This window comes from Streptomyces sp. NPDC058632 (assembly GCF_042717095.1).
In the GTDB taxonomy this organism is placed as follows: domain Bacteria; phylum Actinomycetota; class Actinomycetes; order Streptomycetales; family Streptomycetaceae; genus Streptomyces.
The window spans coordinates 1-17,896 of sequence record NZ_JBHXQZ010000131.1 but is presented as its reverse complement, the minus strand read 5'-3'; the positions used below and the strand labels follow the sequence as shown (position 1 = coordinate 17,896).

General features: G+C 73.1%; 12 protein-coding genes and 2 pseudogenes. 7 read left to right on the top strand and 7 right to left on the bottom strand.

What is annotated here, in order from left to right; genetic code table 11:
• Positions 1–258 (bottom strand): annotated as a pseudogene (locus tag ACFWVE_RS32460) (ABC transporter permease); the annotation flags it as partial.
• A gap of 309 nt (positions 259–567) precedes the next feature.
• Between ACFWVE_RS32460 and ACFWVE_RS32455 the strand changes: the two are divergent.
• Positions 568–1,206, top strand: a complete 639-nt coding sequence (locus ACFWVE_RS32455) for a TetR/AcrR family transcriptional regulator (RefSeq protein ID WP_384021981.1) — start codon at positions 568–570, stop codon at positions 1,204–1,206.
• Positions 1,207–1,218: 12 nt separating this feature from the next.
• Here the strand turns inward: ACFWVE_RS32455 and galE are convergent, their stop codons facing one another.
• Both galE and ACFWVE_RS32445 read right to left on the bottom strand, forming a co-directional pair.
• Entirely contained in the window at positions 1,219–2,199 is a 981-nt protein-coding gene (galE, locus tag ACFWVE_RS32450; protein WP_384021978.1) for a UDP-glucose 4-epimerase GalE, read from the bottom strand.
• Positions 2,200–2,289: 90 nt separating this feature from the next.
• Positions 2,290–2,799 carry a MarR family winged helix-turn-helix transcriptional regulator gene (locus ACFWVE_RS32445; RefSeq protein ID WP_384021975.1) on the bottom strand — a complete coding sequence of 170 codons (510 nt, stop codon included), beginning with the start codon at positions 2,797–2,799 and terminating at the stop codon, positions 2,290–2,292.
• Positions 2,800–2,933: 134 nt separating this feature from the next.
• On the opposite strand from ACFWVE_RS32445, the gene ACFWVE_RS32440 reads away from it, so the two are divergent.
• Positions 2,934–3,347, top strand: a complete 414-nt coding sequence (locus ACFWVE_RS32440) for an organic hydroperoxide resistance protein (protein ID WP_384021972.1) — start codon at positions 2,934–2,936, stop codon at positions 3,345–3,347.
• A 90-nt stretch (positions 3,348–3,437) separates the two neighbouring features.
• On the opposite strand, the gene ACFWVE_RS32435 is transcribed toward ACFWVE_RS32440, so the two are convergent.
• Genes ACFWVE_RS32435 through ACFWVE_RS32425 form a run of 3 tightly spaced genes read right to left on the bottom strand, consistent with a single transcriptional unit; the run spans position 3,438 to position 7,124 of the window.
• Positions 3,438–4,352, bottom strand: coding sequence for a carbohydrate ABC transporter permease (locus ACFWVE_RS32435; protein ID WP_384021969.1), 915 nt, complete (start codon positions 4,350–4,352; stop codon positions 3,438–3,440).
• Positions 4,349–5,695 carry a carbohydrate ABC transporter permease gene (locus ACFWVE_RS32430; RefSeq protein ID WP_384021966.1) on the bottom strand — a complete coding sequence of 449 codons (1,347 nt, stop codon included), beginning with the start codon at positions 5,693–5,695 and terminating at the stop codon, positions 4,349–4,351. Before ACFWVE_RS32430 ends, ACFWVE_RS32435 begins: the two co-directional genes overlap by 4 nt.
• A 7-nt stretch (positions 5,696–5,702) precedes the next feature.
• Positions 5,703–7,124 (bottom strand): ABC transporter substrate-binding protein, encoded by a 1,422-nt coding sequence (locus ACFWVE_RS32425; protein ID WP_384021962.1) that lies wholly within the window; start codon positions 7,122–7,124, stop codon positions 5,703–5,705.
• A gap of 435 nt (positions 7,125–7,559) precedes the next feature.
• On the opposite strand from ACFWVE_RS32425, the gene ACFWVE_RS32420 reads away from it, so the two are divergent.
• Positions 7,560–8,459 (top strand): virginiamycin B lyase, encoded by a 900-nt coding sequence (locus ACFWVE_RS32420; protein ID WP_384021960.1) that lies wholly within the window; start codon positions 7,560–7,562, stop codon positions 8,457–8,459.
• Positions 8,460–8,667: 208 nt separating this feature from the next.
• Here the strand turns inward: ACFWVE_RS32420 and ACFWVE_RS32415 are convergent, their stop codons facing one another.
• Entirely contained in the window at positions 8,668–12,357 is a 3,690-nt protein-coding gene (locus ACFWVE_RS32415; protein WP_384021984.1) for an FHA domain-containing protein, read from the bottom strand.
• Between the two features lie 488 nt (positions 12,358–12,845).
• Here ACFWVE_RS32415 and ACFWVE_RS32410 point away from each other — a divergent pair, with 488 nt between their 5' ends.
• From ACFWVE_RS32410 to ACFWVE_RS32395, 4 genes and pseudogenes are all read left to right on the top strand, one after another.
• Complete coding sequence (locus ACFWVE_RS32410) at positions 12,846–14,585, top strand: serine/threonine-protein kinase (protein WP_384021957.1); 1,740 nt, start codon at positions 12,846–12,848, stop codon at positions 14,583–14,585.
• Between the two features lie 141 nt (positions 14,586–14,726).
• The gene (locus ACFWVE_RS32405) at positions 14,727–15,977 is read left to right on the top strand and encodes a serine/threonine-protein kinase (protein WP_384021954.1); all 1,251 of its coding nucleotides are present in this window, start codon (positions 14,727–14,729) and stop codon (positions 15,975–15,977) included.
• Positions 15,978–16,199: 222 nt separating this feature from the next.
• A complete protein-coding gene (gene prfB, locus ACFWVE_RS32400; RefSeq protein WP_384021951.1) occupies positions 16,200–17,306 on the top strand; it encodes a peptide chain release factor 2 in 1,107 nt (368 codons plus the stop codon).
• Positions 17,307–17,616: 310 nt separating this feature from the next.
• Positions 17,617–17,896 (top strand): annotated as a pseudogene (locus ACFWVE_RS32395) (hypothetical protein); the annotation flags it as partial.

Here is a 17,896-nt window from a genome sequence, read left to right as displayed (position 1 = left end):
GTACACGGCCGCGTTCAGCAGCGGCGTGGCCACCTGCCACAGCTGGCCGAGCTTGGCCTGGCTGTACTGCGCGGTCAGCTTCGCCCGGGAGAAGGCGAGGATGAAGTGCCGGCGCGCCCACAGCTCGCGGACGTAGGCGGGCAGGGTGGGGCGGGCACCGCTGACCGTGAGGCCGTGGCGGGCGGCGAGGGCGGGGAGGTCGTCCTCGGCGGCCGGGGGGACCGGTGCGGGAGGCGGTGTGTGGAGGACCTGACTCACATCCGCTGCTTTCGCTAGGGGGGTGGGGGTGACGGCGGGGTGGTGCGGTGCCGGGTTTCGCCCGGCGTTTCCCGCGCGTCGTCGCGCGTTCACTTACGTCGGGACGGCACCGTATCGTCGCAACGCGAGCGTAGGCCGAACGTACGTCGGAACGCAACCGTTTCGTCGTCCCGGCCCAGGGTCCGGCCCGTCCCCTCCGGCCCCGGCCAGGTCCGGTCCAGGTCCGGGGCGGGTCCGCTCCCGTGCCTGTCCGTGCCGGATCGGTGTACGTGCCGTCGTCAGAACGGGTCCGTATCGTCGTCGCGCCCTATGCTGGTCCGCATGACGACGAACGCCGAGGAGCCCCAGCCGCCTCCGCGCCGCAGGGCTCCCGCCGGGGCGGCCGTACTGCGGGAGGACGTGACGGAGGCGATCCGGGCGGCCGTCTTCGAGGAACTCGCGGCCGTCGGCTACGCGCGGATGTCCATCGAGGGCATCGCGCGCCGCGCGGGCGTCGGCAAGACCGCCGTGTACCGCCGCTGGCGCTCCAAACTGCACCTGGTCCTGGACCTGGTCTCGGCGATCGCCGTGCAGGGCCTGCCCGCGCCGGACACCGGCTCCCTGGAGGGCGACCTGCGGCTGCTGTACGAGGTCACCTCGCGCGCCCTGCGCCACCCCGTCGCCTCGCAGATCCTCCCCGACCTCCAGGCCGAGGCCGCCCGCAACCCCGACATCGCCGAGGCGCTGCAGAAGGCGCTGCGGGAGGGCCAGGACGGGGTCGCCAAGGGCGTCGTCACCGCGGCCCAGGAGCGCGGCGAGGTACGCCCCGGCGTCGACCACGCCCTGGCCCTCGACCTGATCTCGGGCCCGCTGTACTGGCGCTCGGTGGTCATCCGCAACCCGAAACTCCCGAAGGGTTACCTGGCAGCCCTGGCAAGGGCGACCACCGCGGCGCTCGAGGCGCTGTAGGACAGGACGTGGTCAGGCCCCGGGGCGCAGGCGCTGCCAGCCCGACCAGGCCGAGGTGATCATGTCGTCGACGCCGTGGCGGGCCTTCCAGCCGAGTTCGGTGGCGGCGCGGTCGGAGGAGGCGACGACACTCGCCGGGTCGCCGGGGCGGCGGGGGGCGATCGTGGGCGGGAGGTCGTGGCCGGTGAGGGCGTTGATGCGGTCGATCATGCCCTTCACCGAGACGCCCTCGCCGCGGCCGATGTTGAGGGTGAGGTCCCGGCCGGGTGCGGCGTGCAGGGCGCGCGCCGCGGCCACGTGGGCCTCGGCCAGGTCGACGACGTGGATGTAGTCGCGGACGCAGGTGCCGTCCGGGGTCGGATAGTCGTCGCCGAACACCCGCGGGGACTCGTTCCCGGTCAGCTTCTCGAAGACCATGGGGACGAGGTTGTGGACGCCCGTGTCGGCGAGTTCCGGACGGGCTGCGCCCGCCACGTTGAAGTAGCGCAGGGAGGCCGTGGACAGGCCTGTCGCCCGGCCCGTCGCGCGGACCAGCCACTCGCCGGCCAGCTTCGTCTCACCGTACGGGGACATCGGCAGGCAGGGGGTGTCCTCGGTGACCAGCCCGGCGCCGGAGGGCGGCGTGCCGTACACCGCCGCCGACGACGAGAACACGAAGGACGACGCCGTGCCCGCCGCCGTCACCGCCTCCAGCAGGACGCGCAGGCCCTCGACGTTCTCCCGGTAGTAGTGCAGGGGCAGTTCCACCGACTCGCCGACCTGCTTCTTCGCCGCCAGGTGCACGACGCCGGTGACCTCGTGGTCGGCGAGGGCGCGCGCCACCCGCTCGCCGTCCAGGACCGAGCCGACCACCAGCGGTACGCCGTCCGGCACACGGTCGGGGATGCCGGTGGACAGGTCGTCGTACACGACCGTCCGTTCCCCCGCCTCGGTCATCGCGCGCACGACGTGCGCCCCGATGTAACCGGCGCCGCCGGTGATCAACCAGGTCATGTGCGGCCGTCCCCTCGTCGTTGGCCCCGTGGCGGTGCGGTGGGTGGTCGGTCTCCACCGTGCCTCCGGTCTCCGCCGTCCGTCAGGATCCTAGGCTCCGTTCGCCGCCGCCGTGTCCAGTGCGCTGGTGAGCCGGTCCAGACGGGTCCTCAGATCCTCGATCTCGTCGAGCCCGAAGCCGGTCGCGGCGGCGATCCGGTGCGGGACGTCGAGGGCCCGCCCGCGCAGCGCGGCACCCTCCTCGGTGGGCCGCACCTCCACCGAGCGCTCGTCGCGCGCACTGCGCTCCCTGCGGACCAGACCGGCCGCCTCCAGCCGTTTGAGCAGCGGGGACAGTGTCCCGGAGTCGAGCCGCAGGTGCTCGCCGAGCGTCTTGACGGGCAGCGCGCCGTGCTCCCAGAGGACCAGCATCACCAGGTACTGCGGGTAGGTCAGGCCGAGGTCCTTGAGGACCACGCGGTACACGCCGTTGAAGGCGCGTGAGGCGGACTGCAGGGAGAAGCAGATCTGCTGGTCGAGCCGGAGCCAGTCGCCGGCGGACCCGGGTGACGACGGGGCGGCCGACTCCGGGGCCGGTCCGGGGTTCGGGGTCGGTGTCATGGCTCCAGGGTAGCTCTTTCGAGCCATTCAGTTGCGTGCAATTCAATTGCGTGCTTTGCTTGTGGTCGTGCGGAGGTCCGGGCCACCGACGGACCGGCCCCCGTACGACCACCACTCGAGAGGGAAGGGTTCCCATGGACGCGCTCTACACCGCTGTCGCCACCGCCACCCACGGCCGCGACGGCCGCGCCGTCACCTCCGACGGCAAGCTGGACCTCGGCCTCAGCGCCCCCGTGGAGCTGGGCGGCAACGGCGAGGGCACCAACCCGGAGCAGCTGTTCGCCGCCGGTTACGCGGCCTGCTTCGGCAGCGCCCTCGGCCTGGTCGGCCGGGCCGCGAAGGTGGACGTCAGCGAGGCCGCGGTGACCGCCGAGGTCGGCATCGGCAAGGAGGGCGAGGGCTTCGCGCTCGCCGTGACGCTGCGTGTCGAGCTGCCCGACTCCGTGGACCAGGAGACCGGACGCAAGCTGGTCGAGCAGGCCCACCAGGTCTGCCCCTACTCCAACGCCACCCGCGGCAACATCCCGGTCGAGATCGTCGTCGAGTAGTCCACGGCCCCGGCTCCGCCCCGGTTTCCGGCTCCGCTCCGGGCCCCGGCGCGCACCGCACCTTGCGCTCCGGGGCCCGTGGGCCGTACGTCACTTCACCGCGCCCGCCATCACGCCGGAGACGAACTGCCGCTGGAAGGCGAAGAACACGGCCAGCGGGATCACCATCGAGATGAACGCGCCCGGCGCCAGCACGTCGACGTTGTTGCCGAACTGCCGTACCTGCGTCTGCAGCGCGACCGTGATCGGCTGGTTCCCGGAGTCCGTGAAGATCAGCGCGACCAGCATGTCGTTCCACACCCACAGGAACTGGAAGATGCCGAGCGAGGCGATCGCCGGCCCGCCCAGCGGCATCACCACCCGTGTGAACAGCCGCAGTTCGCCGGCGCCGTCCAGCCGGGCCGCCTCCAGCAGCTCCTTCGGGATCTCCGCGAAGAAGTTGCGCAGCAGGAACACGGCGAACGGCAGGCCGAAGCCGACGTGGAAGAGGACCACGCCGACGATCGAGCCGAAGACGCCGATGGTGCCGAAGAGTTCGGCGATCGGGATCAGGGCCACCTGCACCGGCACCACCAACAGCCCCACCACGCCGAGGAACCACCAGTCCCGGCCCGGGAACTCCATCCAGGCGAAGGCGTATCCGGCGAGCGAGCCGATCACCACCACCAGCACCGTCGCCGGGACGGTGATGTACACCGTGTTCAGCAGGGAGCCGGTGATGTCGTCGTTCTCCAGCAGGGTCTCGTAGGCGCCGAAGGTGAGCTGCGACGGCTCGGTGAACACCGTCCACCAGCCGTCGGCGGCCATGTCCTGCGAGGTGCGCAGGCTGGCCAGCAGCAGACCGATCGTCGGGACCAGCCAGAACAGGCCGACGACGACCAGGAAGACGCGGACCAGTCCGCCGCTCACCCACCCGCTGAGCCTCGAACCCAGTGACCGCTCGGCCTTGACGGCGCTGACGGGCGGCGCGGCCGCCTCGGGGACACTGCCGGCGTCCGCGCTCATCGCCGTACCTCCCGCCTCAGCCGCCGCACGTTGAACCACATCACCGGGATCACCAGAAGCAGCAGGAACACCGCGATCGCGCTGGCGATGCCCGGCTGGTCCTCGGAGAAGCCCTTGCGGTACAGCTCCAGCGCGAGAACGTTCGCGTCGTCCTGGGAGGAGCCGGGCGCGATGATGAACACCAGGTCGAACACCTTGAGCACATTGATCATCAGGGTGACGGCGACCACCGCGAGCACCGGCGCCAGCATCGGCACCGTGATCCGCCGGAACACCTGCCACTCGTTGGCGCCGTCGACCCGCGCGGCCTCCAGCAGCTCCCGCGGCATGCCCGCGAGCCCGGCCGCGATCAGCACCATCGCGAAGCCCGCCCACATCCAGATGTACGAGCCGATGACGGCCGGCGTGACCAGCGACGGGCCCAGCCAGTCCAGCCCGTTGTACGGCTCCTGGAAGTTGCTCGCCGGCAGCCGGAGCCGCGCGCCGTCCGCCTTCGCCGACAGGGAGAACGTGCCGTCGGCGCCCGCCGTGGCCGTCTCCACCACCGTGCCGTCCCGGACCGCCTCGATCCTCATGCCGGGATAGCCCAGCTCGTCCGCGTCGACGCCGTTGAGTGTGCCGACGCCCTTGCCACGGGTGAAGTCCTGCCAGGTCGTGCCGGTGATCCGGTCCGCCTCCGGCTTCGGCGCCGCCGCCCGCTCGGCGTCGTCCGGGATCAGGGCCGGGGCGACACCGAGCAGCGGCAGTGCGACGGTCTCGCCGACGCTCACCGTCCCCCTGGTGACGAAGGCGCCCCCGCCGGCCGCCTCCAGCGGCGACTCACGGCCGGGGTGGGCCTTCGGGTACGCCGACGACTCGGCGAAGGTGTCGTGCACGCCCACCCACACCGCGTTCGCCACGCCCTTGTCCGGGTCCTGGTCGTACACCAGGCGGAAGATGATGCCCGCCGCCAGCATCGAGATCGCCATCGGCATGAAGACGACCAGTTTGAACGCCGTTCCCCAGCGGATCCGTTCGGTCAGCACCGCGAAGACCAGGCCGAGCGCGGTGGCGACCGTCGGGGCGAACACCACCCAGACGACGTTGTTCTTCAGAGCGGCGCGGATGCCGTCGTCGGTGAACAGGGCCCGGTAGTTGTCGAGCCCGGCGAATCCGTCACCGGACTGGTCGTGGAAGCTGCGGACGACGGAGTACCCGATCGGGTAGACCACGAGCGCACCGAGCAGCAGCAGCGCGGGCAGCAGGAACAGCGCCGCCACGGTTGCGCGGGTGCCGGTGACGCTCCTGCGCGGCTGGGGAGCGGCAGGGGCCGCGGAGGGCCCCGCCGCCGTGTCCGACGCCATCGCCGGCTCAGTTCCCGTACGCCGCGGCCGCGTCGGCCTCCAGCTGCCGCTGGGTGCCCGCGATGTCCTTCGGGTTCTTCAGGAAGTCCTGGAGCGCCTTCCACTCGCCCTTGCCGGGGGTGCCGCCGAAGGCCTGCGGGGCCTGGTCGGACATGTCGAAGCGGAAGTCGTCCCCGGCGTCGACGAGCGCCTGGGCCATCTTCTGCTGCACCTCGTTCGGGTACGCCGAGTTCGGCACGTTCTTGTTCGGCGAGAGGTAGCCGCCCAGCTTCGCCTGGACGCCGGCGGCGTCCGGGGAGGCGAGGAACGTCGCCAGCGCCTGTGCCGCCTTCGAGTCCTCGAGGATCACGGCCGCGTCGCCGCCGGAGACCACGGGCGGGCTGTCACCGACCGCGGGGAACGGGAACACCTTCGCGTCCGTGCCGACCTCCGCCTCGGTCTCGCCGATGTTGACCTGGACGAAGTCGCCCTCGTAGACCATGCCCGCCTTGGGCTGGTCGCCGCCGGTGAAGGTCTGCGTCACGGAGGCCGGGAACTCGGTCTGCAGCGCGCCGTCCGGGCCGCCCGCGAGGTAGTCCGGCTTGCCCCAGATCTCCGCCAGCGTGGTCAGCGCGTCCTTCACGGACGGGTCCGTCCACTTGATCTCGTGCGCGGCGAGCCGGTCGTACTTCTCCGGGCCCGCCTGGGAGAGGTAGATGTTCTCGAACCAGTCGGTGAGCGTCCAGCCGTCGGCGCCGCCGACCGAGAACGGGGTGACACCGGAGTCGTAGACCGTCTGTGCCGCGGCGAGCAGGTCCTGCCAGGTCGTCGGCTCGCTCGCGCCCGCGTTCTCGAAGACCTGGGCGTTGTACCAGATCAGCGACTTGTTGGCGGCCTTGTAGTAGACGCCGTACGGTGTGCCGTCGACCGAGCCGATGTCCTGCCAGCCCTGCGAGTAGTTCTTCTTGAGCTCCGCCTGCGCCTCGGCGCCCAGCGGCTTGGCCCAGCCCTTCTCCACGGCCTGCTTGATGGCGCCCGGCTGCGGCAGCAGCGCCACGTCGGGCGGGGCGCCGCCCGCGATCTTCGAACCGAGGAAGTTGACGATGGGGTCCTGGGCGGGAACGAACGTCACCTTCGCGCCGGTGCGCTTCTCGAACTCCGCGAGGACCTTCTTGAAGTTGGCCTGTTCGGTGCCGGTCCACACGGCGGCGACCTCGAGGCTCTGGCCGTCGAGCTCGGGCAGGGTGACGGTGGAGGCGGTCTCGTCGGCACCGCCGCCCGACGCGTCGTTGCCGTCGTCGTCGCCCCCGCACGCGGTGAGCGAGACCGCGAGCACGCCCGCGACGACGGCGGCCGCCGCCCTGACGGCCGTGCGGGTGCGGGGAGTTGCCGTTGCCGTGGGTGTGCCGGACGACCTGTGTGCCCGGATGATCCTGCTCGTCCTGCGCATCACTGCCCCGTTCTTCGTACCTCGTCGAACGTCGAGCGCTGTCCCGTGCGCTCTGGTGTACGCCCGTGAGGTCGCGGGCGGCAAGAGTGCGTCTCGTGTCAAGTCCGGGATCGTGACCGCGTCGTGACTCTCCGGGGCGGAGGAGTTCGGAGCGGCCCGTCCGATTGGGTTATACGCCCCCAACTCGCTTAGTGGGCGCGGGTGTTGTTGCTGGGGCTGGTGCGAGGGCCGTGGCGGCCGAGGCATTGCGCGCTCTCCCCGGGCAGGGGAGGAGCCCGGGGAGCTCGCATGGTGAGGGTTGTCGGTGTCGCCGAGGACGTGCCGGCGCCGCCGTCACTGGATGAGACGGTCTTAACCAGAGGCGGTCACCGCAGCGGGCCGGATAGCATGCGCAGTCGTTGACCTCCACTGCGCCCCTACGAAGGGTCCTGCCCCGTGTCGCGTCGTCCGACCGTGTCGATCGCGGAGTTCCCCGTGTCCGCCAGGGACGCCGGGCCCTACGGAATCACCTGCGGTGCCGACGGCGCGCTGTGGTTCACGATGGTCCACCACGGACGGATCGGCCGGATCACCCCCGGCGGCGACGTCACCTCCTACCAGCTCGAACCCGCTTCCACCGGACCGTCGATCATTACCTCCGGACCCGATGACGCCCTGTGGTTCACCGAATTCCGCGCTCATCGGATCGGCCGCATCACCACGACCGGAGACGCCGAATCGTTCCCACTGCCGACACCGGACGCCGGACCGTTCGGGATCACGACCGGGCCCGATGACGCACTCTGGTTCACCGAGGCCAGTGCCGACCGCATCGGCCGCATCACGACCAGCGGTCGGGTCACCGAATTCCCGCTCCCGCTGTCGGGAGCCTTCCCCTCGGCCATCGCCACCGGCCCCGGCGACAGGCTCTGGTTCACGATGAACCAGGCCAACGCGATCGGCACGATCGGACTCGACGGCGACATCTCCGTCCATCCGCTCCCCACCCCCGCCGCCGCTCCCGTCGGCATCACCGCGGGTGCCGATGGCGCCATGTGGTTCGTTGAGATCGGCGCGGGCCAGATCGGACGGATCGCCCCGGACGGGAGGATCGACGAGTTCGCCCTGCCCGATCGCGGCTCACGTCCCCACGCGATCACCACCGGCACCGACGGAGACTGCTGGTTCACCGAATGGGGCGCCAACCGCGTCGGCCGGATCACCCCCGACGGCCGAATCGACGAGCACGACCTCCCCAGCCCGTCCTCCGAACCACACGGAATCGTGCAAGGACCGGACGGCGCGGTCTGGACGGCCCTGGAGACCGGAACGATAGCCCGACTCACGCCACGCTGAGACCCGACCTCCCGGGCAGCCCACGCTGAGACCCGACCTCCCGGGCAGCAGCGGCCTGGCGCCGTTCTTTGAACTGTGACCCCCTGCCGGTCCTCGGGTTCTCACGCTTGTCGCACCATTCCCTGGTCATCAGGGGTGTGCCGACGGCGAGGCGGGGACGTAGGCGCAGGCTGGAACTCGAGGATGAGTACTGGCGCCCGGGCCGGGGTCACAGCAGCGAGGGCACCTCGGTGGCCGCGACCTCGCGGGCCGCGCGTTCCAGCGCGCTGGCGAGCAGTGCGAGGTCGGTCGGACCGTTGCCGAGTTCCCTGACCGGACGGCGGGCCGGCGGATCGCCCATGCGGTGCCACTCCAGCGGCACGACCGTGGGCCGCAGCGTCGCGGTGCGCGGGATACGTCCGGTCACCCGCCCGCCCTGGAACACGGTCACCCGGCCGTCCGCGTGGGCCAGTCGCCCCCGGCCCGGCGCCGGTTCGCCCCCGCTCTCCTGGTTCAACTCGAACGAGGAGGCGGGCCCACGGCCCGACGCCGGCGCGTCGAGCGTCACGCGCAGGGACGCGCGGCGCACCGGCTCGGTCTCCGCCGTACGGGCGCAGGGGCCGGTGGCCGACACCAGGTGCACGCCCAGCCGCTCCCCCTCCCGCGCCACCGCCTCCAGTGCCCGCAGCACCGACCCGGCGGCGGGCCGCCCCGGTGAACCGAGCGCGGGGGAGACCAGCGCGTCCAGGTCGTCCACGACCACCACCAGCCGGGGCAACGGCGGCGGGGCCTCGGCCCTGCGCCGGGCGGCGCCGGGCCGCAGCCGCAGGGTGGAACCAGTGGGCAGGGAATCCAGGTCCCCAAGGTGCTCGCCGCCGCCGGCGGTCGCGGGGCCGCGGGGCGCGGCCGTGCGCTGGGCGACCATACGGTCCGACAGTTCGCACCCGGTGTGCCACTCCACGAAGTCCGACCGGCCGAGCAGTTCGGCACGACGCTTCAGCTCGGCGCTCAGCGACTGGGCGAACTCCCGCATCCGCACCGGGTCGTTGGCGCTGAGATGCGTGGTGACGTGCGGTACGTCCGTACACACGCGCAGTCCGTCGCCCTGTCCGCCGCCGTGCTGTCCGCCGCCCTGTCCGCCGCCCGTGGTGCCGGCGCGGCCGTCCACCAGCACGATGCCCAGCCGGTCCGGCCGTTCGGCCGCGGCCAGGGAGGCGACGACGGCCCGGAGCAGTTCCGTACGGCCGCTGCCGGACGGGCCCTCCACCAGCAGATGCGGCCCGTCGGCCACGAGGTCGGCGGACACCGGGCCGCGCGGCCCGGCACCCAGCACCGCGTACACCCGGCCGCCGAGCCGCTCCTTGTCGTCGGCCGAGTCCGCCCAACGGGCCATCAGCGAGGCCGGGGTGGCGCGGGCCAGGCCCAACTCGTCCAGCAGCCGCGCCGACTGGGGCAGCGGCGCCGACACGCGCGCGTGCCGCGTACCGGGGGCACCCGCCGTGCGCAACGGTGCCAGGGCCCGCGCGAACCGCTCGGCCCACGCGGGGGAGACCGCGTCGACCGTGGCCACCGTGCCGTGGCCGACCGGACCCGGCGCCGCCCCCGAGCCGGTGGCGGCCACCCGCAGCAGCCGCAGAGTGGTCGCCACGTCCCCGCTGAGCAGGGCGACGGCACCGCACTCCCGGAACGCGGGCGTCACCGCGCAGGCCGCCTCGTACGTCTCCGTCACCGGGGACGAGGCCGAGGCGGCGGCCGTCTCGGCGAGACACACCAGGTGGATTCCGGCCCGCGGTCCCTCCACCGCCAGCCGCGCCACCGCGTCGCGCACCTCGGGATCCCCGGGGTCACCGTCCACGACGACCACGGTGTACGACCCGGCGAAGCCGCCCGCCGCACCGTCACCGGCGCCGACGCCGTCGTCCCGGGTCCGGGAGGGCTGCCGGGGGGCGCCCCGGTCGGCGCCGGAGGCCCGGGGCTGCTCGGGAATGAGCGGGGCGGACGAGGTGGATGAAGTGGACGGGAAGGCCGGGGCGGGGGAGGTACGGGCCGCGTGGTCGTGGTCCTCCAGGCGGCGCAGCAGCTCCTTGGCGCGGGCCGCCGCCTGCTCACGGTCGTGGGCGAGGAGCAGTCGGCAGTCCTGCCCGTGCCCCGGCCGCACGTGCGGCAGCCAGCCCAGCCAGGCCCATTCCGCGGTGCGCTCCTCCAGGGTGCGGGAGCGGTCGGCGGTGATCAGGACGATCTCGAGCGTGTCGGGGGAGTGCAGTGCGGCGAGCTGGGCCAGTATCGCGCGGGCCAGCCCGGTGAGCCGCTCGCGCGGACCTGCCAGGCCCAGCGAGCCCACCTCGCGCAGCCCCGACGTCATCGGTACGGCGGGCAGCAGGCCCGAGCCGCCGGGCACCGCCCGGTCGGCCGTGCCGAGGCGTATCGCGAGCGCCTCCGGATGGCCGGGCCCGCGCTCCCACAGGCGGGGGCCGGGGCCGAGGGCGGTCAGCAGCAGGGTGGCGGGGTCGGGCCAGGTTTCGGGCGGGCCGGCTGTGGCGACGGCCGGTTCGGCCGGGACGGCGCCGGCCGCCTCCTCGCCGTACAGGTCCGGTCCGGTGCTCTCCTGCTCCGGACGTCCTCCGGCCAGCCGGCGTGCCCACGCCGAAAGCCCGCCGCGCCGGCGTCCGCCGGAGGGCTGCGGCGCGAGGTCGGCGTCGGCCGGATCGGTGCCGCGTGCCGGCGCGCCCCTGCGGCCGTCGGCGGGCCGGTCCCCGGGGGCGACGGGCCAGGCGGTGAGCCCGCCGTCGGCACCGGACCCGGTGGGTGCACCGGGGCTGCCCGCGTGGGTGCCGGTCCCCGCCCCGGACGCCTGGCCGGACCCGCCGTCGGCCGGCCTCGGCTGCGACACCCGGCGCCCCTTGGGGACCCGCGGCACGTCGCCCCGGGAAGCCACGTGGACCGTACGTCTGTCACTTCCGCTGTTGCGGCCGGTGCTTCCGTAGCCGTGGCCGAAGCCGGTCTCGGAGTTGAGGCCGGCACCGGAGCCCGAACCCGAGCCCGCGTCCGAACCGCCCGTCCCGCGGTTCTCGGGCCCCGGGGCGCTGCCCCGGCCGGGTACCGGCGGGGTTTCCCCGGTGGTCCGGGCCGTCGCGGAACCGTAGGCGTGGTGCGCCGGCCCGTCCGGCGGACGCACGGCCGCCGATTCTGTCCCCGACCCCGACCCCGACCCCGACCCCGCTCCCGGGGGCGGCTCGGCGGACGATTCCGTGGGCGGCTCCGGCACGCGGACGTGCCCCTCGCCGTCCGGCGTCGTCCATGCCCGCGCCCCCGGCCCCGCGGCCGGGGTGAGCCGCAGGGCCGACTCACCGATCCGCAGCAGCGCGCCCGGTGCCAGACCGACCGGGCGGGAGCCCACCCGCCGGCCGTCCAGGGTCGTGCCGTTGGTGGAGTCGAGGTCGGCGACCGAGACCCTGCCGTCCCGGCCGACCGTCACCGCGCAGTGCAGCCGGGAGACGTCCGGGTCGTCGAGGGGGACATCGGCGTCGGCCGAACGGCCGATGCGGATCTCGCCGCCGTGCAGCAGATGGACGCCGCCCGCGTCGGGACCGGCGACGACATGGAGCCTGGTCGGGGCGTCGTCCAGCTCGGGATGCGGCTCGGGCTCGCCCGGGGCGCCCACGGCCAGCACCGCGCCGTCGATCAGCGGAGGCTCGCCGAGCGTGCAGCGCTGGGCGTCCAGCCGCTGGTCACCGGCGTACAGCACCGGGGCGCCGGAGGAGCCCGAGGAACCGGAGGCGCTGTCGCCGCCGGAGACCGCGGAGACCAGCGCGGCGGCCACCGCCGCCAGGGCCGTACCGGCGGGGGCGGTGACGACCACATGGCCGCGCGCGGGGGAGGGCGGGCCCAGCGGATCTACCACGGTCAGCCGGATCTGCATCGCCGTGAGCGGTCCCTTCTGCGCGAGCGCCCGCGGCACGGAGGACGGAACCGCCCCGCGGTCCCCCACCGCGGACTTCCCCCACCACCACACGCGCACGTACGGCCAGTACTGCACGCATCCTCGCACCTGCCACCGACAACGCGCCCGTCTCCTCGCATCGAATGATCTTGATTGGTCGGCTCTGCCCTCAAAAGTGCCTGACCAATGCGCTGTGAATGATCGTTCCGCCGCCACTTGAGATCGGTCACGTCCGGCCACCGGCAACCAAGGGGCCGGGTCGGGCGTCTTTCCCCCACACGTGTTCCCTGCCGCTCGTACGGGGCCCGCGCGGGCCCCGTACGAGCGGCAGGGAAGGAACCGGGAAGGAAGTCGTCGACGGTGTCAGGCCGGTGTCCCGTGCTGCGGCATTACAGTGGGGCGGAACATTTCCGAGCACGACGCATCACGGTGTACGCCAGTCAAGCAAGCAGCAGGGAGCGCATGACGTGCGGCCGGTAGGCAGCAAGTACCTGCTCGAGGAGCCGATCGGACGCGGCGCCACGGGCACCGTCTGGCGAGCCCGCCTGGGGGTCCCCCCTGGCGCGGAGCCTGCCGGAGCTCCTGGAGGGAGGGGGACCGCGGGGGGCGAGGCGGCAGTGCCCGGTCGGCCGGGAGAGACCGTCGCGATCAAGGTCCTCAAGGAGGAGCTCGCGAACGACGCGGACGTCGTGATGCGTTTCCTGAGGGAACGCTCCGTCCTGCTCAGGCTGACCCACCCCAACATCGTCCGGGTCCGTGACCTGGTCGTCGAGGGCGATCTGCTGGCGCTGGTCATGGACCTCGTCGAGGGCCCCGACCTGCACCGTTACTTGCGCGAGAACGGCCCCTTCACGCCCGTCGCCGCCGCTCTCATGACCGCCCAGATCGCCGACGCCCTCGCCGCCAGCCACGCCGACGGCGTGGTGCACCGCGACCTGAAGCCCGCCAACGTGCTGCTCGAGCAGGGCGGCGGCGAGCTGCACCCGATGCTGACCGACTTCGGCATCGCCCGGCTGGCCGACTCCCCGGGGCTGACCCGCACCCACGAGTTCGTCGGCACGCCCGCGTACATCGCGCCCGAGTCCGCCGAGGGCCGCCCGCAGACCTCCGCCGTCGACGTCTACGGCGCCGGCATCCTGCTGTACGAGCTGGTCACCGGCCATCCGCCGTTCTCCGGCGGCTCCGCCCTGGAGGTGCTGCACCAGCACCTGAGCGCCGAACCGCGCCGCCCCTCCACGGTCCCGGACCCGCTCTGGACGGTCATGGAGCGCTGCCTCAGCAAGAACCCCGAGCAGCGGCCCAGCGCCGAGAACCTCGCGCGCGGCCTGCGGGTCGTCGCCGACGGCATCGGCGTGCACGCGAACTCCGCGCAGATCTCCGCCGCCGAGAACGTCGGCGTGCTCCTCACGCCCGACCCGGCGCCCGCGACCGTGCCCGGCACTCCCGGCACTCCCGGTTCCGCCGACCCGACGCAGGTGCTGCCGCACACCCCGGGCGCGTACGACCCCAACGGCGCGACCAGCGTCCTGCCGCAGACCGGCGCCAACGCCGGAGCGGGCGCGGGCGGTCCCTCCGGCGCCGCCGACCCGACCGCCGTCATGCCCCCGGTACCGCCGGGACAGGGCGGCCAGGGCCGGCCCGGCCCCGACGACCCGCACCCCTGGCAGAACCAGATGCGCGCGGCCCGCGACCGCAACGAGCAGACCCAGGTCCAGCACTTCGACCCGGGCGAGGACCCGCTGCGCCGCCGCCCCCAGCGGCAGGTCGCCCGGCCGCAGCAGCAGCCGCCGCAGCCGCCGCAGCGCCGCTCGCAGCCCCAGCCCGGCCCCGGCTACGGCCGGCCGCAGCCGTACCAGCAGGCGCAGCAGCCCCAGCAGTACGCCCCGCCCCCGCAGCAGCGGCCCCAGCGGCCGCGGCAGCCGGAGCCGCAGCGGTACACCCCGCCGCCGGAGCCGCGACGCCCCGCGCGCGAGCCCCGGCAGCGCGGCGCCAACCCGATGCGCATCCCCGGTCTCGGCTGCCTGAAGGGCTGCCTGTTCACGATCGTCATCCTGTTCGTCGCGAGCTGGCTGATCTGGGAGCTGAGCCCGCTGCAGGACTGGATCGGCAGCGGCAAGGGCTACTGGGACCAGCTCACCGACTGGTTCGGCAACACGGTGGACTGGTTCCAGGAGCTGAGCGGTTCCGAGTCCGACCTGCCGCAGTAGTCCGGCGCTGCCGACGGCCCTGGGCGCGACCGGCCGGTTTGTCGATTTGTCGACACCCGGCGGGTGATTTCCGGATCCCCGGTGAAGGTCGGCTTCAGGGGCGCGTAGCTTTGGCGGCAACACGCGTCGGTAGGAGCAGCCTTGGCACGGAAGATCGGCAGCCGGTACACCGCCCACCAGGTCCTCGGCCGGGGCAGCGCCGGCACGGTGTGGCTCGGCGAGGGGCCGGAGGGGCCCGTCGCCATCAAGCTGCTGCGCGAGGACCTCTCCTCGGACCAGGAACTCGTCGGACGCTTCGTGCAGGAGCGGACGGCGCTGCTCGGTCTGGAGCACCCGCACGTCGTCTCGGTGCGTGACCTGGTGGTCGACGGCAACGATCTCGCGCTGGTCATGGACCTGGTCCGCGGTACGGATCTGCGCACCCGCCTGGACCGCGAGCGCAGGCTCGCCCCGGAGGCCGCCGTGGCGATCGTCGCCGACGTCGCGGACGGCCTGGCGGCGGCGCACGCGGCCGGGGTCGTGCACCGGGACGTCAAGCCGGAGAACGTCCTGCTGGACATGCAGGGCCCGCTCGGACCCGGCGGCTCGCACCGCGCGCTGCTGACCGACTTCGGGGTGGCCAAGCTCATCGACACCCCGCGCCGCACCCGAGCCACGAAGATCATCGGGACGCCGGACTACCTGGCTCCGGAGATCGTGGAGGGTCTGCCGCCGCGCGCGTCGGTCGACATCTACGCCCTCGCCACGGTCCTGTACGAGCTGCTCGCGGGCTTCACGCCGTTCGGCGGCGGACATCCCGGGGCGGTGCTCCGCCGCCACGTCACCGAGTCGGTCGTCCCGCTCCCCGGCATCCCCGACGAGCTGTGGCAGCTGCTCGTGCAGTGCCTGGCCAAGGCGCCGGCCTCGCGGCTGCGGGCCTCGGAGCTCGGGGCGCGGCTGCGGGAGCTGCTTCCCCTGCTGGCGGGGATGCCGCCGCTGGACGTGGACGAGCCGGACACCGAGCCGGCGGAGCGGGAGGGCCAGGACACCCGGCCCTCCGGTCCGGCGCCGACCACCGGGAAGCCCGCGCGGCGGCGCGGCGCCGTTCCGCTGGTGCCGGGCGCGAAACCGGCCGACTCCAACCGGGACACCCATACGTCGATGCGGGTGCCGGCCCCGGACGAGCTGGCCGGAGGCGCTCACGGCACGGCCCGCGCGCCCCGCGCCAGCGGCGCCCGCCGCCCCGGCTCGGCCCGCAACCGCGCGATCGCCCGGCGGCGCCGGCTGACCCTGGCCGCGCTGGCGGTGACCCTGCTGGCCGCCGTCGGCGCGGGCGTCTGGCTGGCCACCTCGGACGAGGAGGCCGGAGCGGACCCGCGCGACTCGAACAACTCGGCCCCCGCCACGCCGTGACCTCTCCGCCTCCGCACGGGACCCCCGACACCGGCCGACCGCCCCGCCGCCCCTGACCTGCCCCGCCTCCCGGGGACGACCGCCCTGGCCTCCGGGCGGACGCCCGGCCCCGGCACCCCCGCCCCGTCCCGCCCCCGGCGTGACCAGCACCGACGTCGCCGACAGGGTCGCCGGCCCGGGAGTCCGGCATGGCGTGCTCGGGCGAGCCGTTACGCTGGGGGGGTGGCAGTCGTCGATGTTTCCGAAGAGCTCAAGTCCCTCTCCTCGACCATGGAGTCGATCGAGGCCGTTCTGGACCTCGACAAGCTGAGGGCAGACATCGCCGTGCTCGAGGAGCAGGCGGCCGCTCCCTCCCTGTGGGACGACCCGGATGCGGCGCAGAAGATCACCAGCAAGCTCTCCCACCTCCAGGCCGAGGTCAGGAAGGCGGAGACGCTGCGCGGGCGGATCGACGATCTCGCCGTGCTCTTCGAGATGGCCGAGGAGGAGGACGACCCGGACACCCGCGCGGAGGCCGAGACCGAGCTGGTCGGCGTCCGCAAGGCACTCGACGAGATGGAGGTCCGCACCCTCCTGTCCGGCGAGTACGACGCGCGTGAGGCGCTCGTCAACATCCGCGCGGAGGCCGGTGGCGTCGACGCCGCCGACTTCGCGGAGAAGCTCCAGCGCATGTATCTGCGCTGGGCCGAGCAGCACGGCTACAAGACCGAGATCTACGAGACGTCGTACGCGGAGGAGGCCGGCATCAAGTCGACCACCTTCGCCGTACTGGTGCCGTACGCCTACGGCACCCTCTCGGTCGAGCAGGGCACCCACCGGCTGGTGCGCATCTCGCCCTTCGACAACCAGGGCCGGCGCCAGACCTCGTTCGCGGGCGTCGAGGTGCTGCCCGTCGTCGAGCAGACCGACCACATCGAGATCGACGAGTCCGAGCTGCGGGTGGACGTGTACCGGTCGTCCGGGCCCGGCGGCCAGGGCGTGAACACCACCGACTCCGCGGTGCGGCTGACCCATCTCCCCACCGGCATCGTGGTCTCCTGCCAGAACGAGCGCTCGCAGATCCAGAACAAGGCGACCGCGATGAACGTCCTGCAGGCCAAGCTGCTGGAGCGGCGCCGCCAGGAGGAGCAGGCCAAGATGAACGCCCTCAAGGGCGACGGCGGCAATTCCTGGGGCAACCAGATGCGTTCGTACGTGCTGCACCCCTACCAGATGGTCAAGGACCTGCGTACGGAGCACGAGGTCGGCAATCCCGAGTCCGTGTTCAACGGCGAGATCGAGGGCTTCCTGGAGGCCGGAATTCGCTGGCGCAAGCAGCGGGAGAAGTAACCCCGCGCACGAACAGCGCTTTGTCGACAAGGCAACTGCCGCCTCTGTGGCGGCAGTTGCCTTTTGTGTGTCGGGGACGCCGGGGTTTTACATCACAATTACAGCTTCAACTCCAGGCAAAGTGCCTTTACTTGGACATCGCGTACGCAACGGCCTTGACGTTCATTTGAAAAGTGGGAAAGGTGAGGCTCGGCATGCGTATCTCTGGGGCGCATGTGAACCGGGGGGGCTTGCCTGTGGCAGTCGGCCCTGTTGATCACCGCCCCGGGCGCAGCCTTATTGACGATCAGCTACTGGGGGTAGCACGCATATGACGAAGAAGACGCGGATTCGCGTCGCACGCATCGCAGCCGGCGCCGTGATCGCCGCGGGTGCGTCGCTGATGGTGACGGGTGTCGCCCAGGCCGACGGGGACCCCATCTGCGACATCGTGGTCGATCCGGTCTGTGAGGAAGAGCCCGGTGGCGAGGAGCCCGGCGGGGAAGAGCCCGGTGGCGAGGAGCCCGGTGGCGAGGAGCCCGGCGGGGAAGAGCCCGGCGGGGAAGAGCCCGGTGGCGAGGAGCCCGGTGGCGAGGAGCCCGGCGGGGAAG

What these genes read in the sequence shown, in the direction of transcription:
- ACFWVE_RS32455 (WP_384021981.1), top strand. Translation starts at nt 568, where the DNA reads ATGCTGGTCCGCATGACGACGAACGCCGAGGAGCCCCAGCCGCCTCCG.
- galE (WP_384021978.1), bottom strand. Translation starts at nt 2,199, where the DNA reads ATGACCTGGTTGATCACCGGCGGCGCCGGTTACATCGGGGCGCACGTC.
- ACFWVE_RS32445 (WP_384021975.1), bottom strand. Translation starts at nt 2,799, where the DNA reads ATGACACCGACCCCGAACCCCGGACCGGCCCCGGAGTCGGCCGCCCCG.
- ACFWVE_RS32440 (WP_384021972.1), top strand. Translation starts at nt 2,934, where the DNA reads ATGGACGCGCTCTACACCGCTGTCGCCACCGCCACCCACGGCCGCGAC.
- ACFWVE_RS32435 (WP_384021969.1), bottom strand. Translation starts at nt 4,352, where the DNA reads ATGAGCGCGGACGCCGGCAGTGTCCCCGAGGCGGCCGCGCCGCCCGTC.
- ACFWVE_RS32430 (WP_384021966.1), bottom strand. Translation starts at nt 5,695, where the DNA reads ATGGCGTCGGACACGGCGGCGGGGCCCTCCGCGGCCCCTGCCGCTCCC.
- ACFWVE_RS32425 (WP_384021962.1), bottom strand. Translation starts at nt 7,124, where the DNA reads ATGCGCAGGACGAGCAGGATCATCCGGGCACACAGGTCGTCCGGCACA.
- ACFWVE_RS32415 (WP_384021984.1), bottom strand. Translation starts at nt 12,357, where the DNA reads ATGCAGATCCGGCTGACCGTGGTAGATCCGCTGGGCCCGCCCTCCCCC.